This is a genomic window from Flavobacterium succinicans, assembly GCF_001662485.1.
GTDB classification, from domain to species: domain Bacteria; phylum Bacteroidota; class Bacteroidia; order Flavobacteriales; family Flavobacteriaceae; genus Flavobacterium; species Flavobacterium succinicans_A.
On sequence record NZ_JMTM01000038.1, the window covers coordinates 1 to 3,011 of the forward strand.

General features: G+C 47.9%; 1 rRNA gene. It reads left to right on the top strand.

From position 1 onward, the window contains the following. Positions 1-129: 129 nt before the first annotated feature. Positions 130-3,010 (top strand): 23S ribosomal RNA (locus FLB_RS07255). Position 3,011 lies beyond the last annotated feature (1 nt).

Below are 3,011 nucleotides of genomic sequence, written 5' to 3' on the forward strand. Positions count from 1 at the left end.
AAAGTTCATTGACATATTGAGATAAGAAATAATAAAAAGTAGAAAGAACATGATAGTATCAAGAAGATAGTATCAAGTATTAAGAGTAATCTTGATACTTAGTACTTAAATCTTAATACTACGTAAGTACAATAAGCAAAATAAGGGCGTATGGGGGATGCCTAGGCTCTCAGAGGCGAAGAAGGACGTGATAAGCTGCGAAAAGCTACGGGGATTGGCACACACGAATTGATCCGTAGATATCCGAATGGGGCAACCCACTATGTTGAAGACATAGTACACCGATAGGTGGGCAAACCCGCTGAACTGAAACATCTAAGTAGGCGGAGGAGAAGAAAACAAAAGTGATTCCGTAAGTAGTGGCGAGCGAACGCGGATTAGCCCAAACCAACCATGTTACGGCATGATTGGGGTTGTAGGACCACGACATTTCTTGCATAAAGAATTAGAATCTACTGGAAAGTAGAGCCATAGAGAGTGATAGCCTCGTATAAGTAATGAATGTAAAGGATAGTGGTATCCTGAGTAGGGCGGGGCACGTGAAACCCTGTCTGAATTTGGCGGGACCATCCGCTAAGGCTAAATACTCCTGAGAGACCGATAGTGAACCAGTACCGTGAGGGAAAGGTGAAAAGAACCGTGAATAACGGAGTGAAATAGATCCTGAAACCATACGCTTACAAGCGGTCGGAGCCCTTTCGTGGGGTGACGGCGTGCCTTTTGCATAATGAGCCTACGAGTTAACGTTGCTGGCAAGGATAAGTGCTTAAGGCATGGATCCGTAGCGAAAGCGAGTCTGAATAGGGCGCTTTAGTCAGTAGTGTTAGACGCGAAACCGTGTGATCTACCCATGGGCAGGATGAAGCGCTGGTAACACAGTGTGGAGGTCCGAACCGGTTGACGTTGAAAAGTCTTCGGATGACCTGTGGGTAGGGGTGAAAGGCCAATCAAACTCGGAAATAGCTCGTACTCCCCGAAATGCATTTAGGTGCAGCGTTATTTTAGTTATATAGAGGTAGAGCTACTGATTGGATGCGGGGGCTTCACCGCCTACCAATTCCTGACAAACTCCGAATGCTATATAATGATTGATAACAGTGAGGGCTTGGGTGCTAAGGTCCAAGTCCGAGAGGGAAAGAACCCAGACCATCAGCTAAGGTCCCCAAATATATGTTAAGTTGAAAGAACGAGGTTTGTCTGCCCAGACAGCTAGGATGTTGGCTTGGAAGCAGCCATTCATTTAAAGAGTGCGTAACAGCTCACTAGTCGAGCGGACGAGCATGGATAATAATCGGGCATAAACATATTACCGAAGCTATGGATTTACAAGCAATTGTAAGTGGTAGGGGAGCATTCTAACAGGGTTGAAGGTGTATCGTAAGGTATGCTGGACTGGTTAGAAAAGAAAATGTAGGCATAAGTAACGATAATGCGGGCGAGAAACCCGCACACCGAAAGACTAAGGTTTCCACAGCTATGCTAATCAGCTGTGGGTTAGTCGGGACCTAAGGCGAACCCGAAAGGGACAGTCGATGGCCAACGGGTTAATATTCCCGTACTACTGATTACTGTGATGGGGTGACGGAGTGATGAAAGCGCCGCGAACTGACGGAATAGTTCGTTGAAGTACCTACCTATAAGCTGCGCAGGCAAATCCACGCGGCTTGGGGAAATACGATAGTACTCGGAGACTTCGGTCAAAGAGATAGTGCGCCTAAGGGCTTCCAAGAAAAACCTCTAAACTTCAGGTAATTAGTACCCGTACCGTAAACCGACACAGGTAGTCGAGGAGAGAATCCTAAGGTGCTCGAGAGATTCATGGCTAAGGAATTAGGCAAAATAGACCCGTAACTTCGGGAGAAGGGTCGCCCTGAGTAATCAGGGCCGCAGTGAAGAGGTCCAGGCGACTGTTTATCAAAAACACAGGGCTCTGCAAAATCGTAAGATGAAGTATAGGGCCTGACACCTGCCCGGTGCTGGAAGGTTAAGAGGAGATGTTATCTTCGGAGAAGCATTGAATTGAAGCCCCAGTAAACGGCGGCCGTAACTATAACGGTCCTAAGGTAGCGAAATTCCTTGTCGGGTAAGTTCCGACCTGCACGAATGGTGTAACGATCTGGACACTGTCTCAGCCATGAGCTCGGTGAAATTGTAGTAACGGTGAAGATGCCGTTTACCCGCAGTGGGACGAAAAGACCCTGTGCACCTTTACTATAGCTTAGTATTGACCTTGGATAAATGATGTGTAGGATAGGTTGGAGACTGTGAAGTGGCGTCGCTAGGCGTTGTGGAGTCATTGTTGAAATACAACCCTTTGTTTATCTGAGGCCTAACCCCGTATTGCGGGGGACATTGCTTGGTGGGTAGTTTGACTGGGGTGGTCGCCTCCAAAAGAGTAACGGAGGCTTCTAAAGGTTCCCTCAGTACGCTTGGTAACCGTGCGTAGAGTGCAATGGCATAAGGGAGCTTGACTGAGAGACATACAGGTCGATCAGGTACGAAAGTAGAGCATAGTGATCCGGTGGTTCCGCATGGAAGGGCCATCGCTCAAAGGATAAAAGGTACGCCGGGGATAACAGGCTGATCTCCCCCAAGAGCTCATATCGACGGGGGGGTTTGGCACCTCGATGTCGGCTCGTCACATCCTGGGGCTGGAGAAGGTCCCAAGGGTTGGGCTGTTCGCCCATTAAAGTGGCACGCGAGCTGGGTTCAGAACGTCGTGAGACAGTTCGGTCTCTATCTACTGTGGGCGTTAGAAATTTGAGTGGATCTGATTCTAGTACGAGAGGACCGAATTGGACAAACCTCTAGTGTATCTGTTGTCCCGCCAGGGGCACCGCAGAGTAGCTACGTTTGGAAGGGATAAGCGCTGAAAGCATATAAGCGCGAAACCCACCACAAGATGAGATTTCTTTTAAGGGTCGTGGGAGATGACCACGTTGATAGGCTATAGATGTAAAGGCAGTAATGTCATAGTCGAGTAGTACTAATAACCCGTAAGCTTATGTACA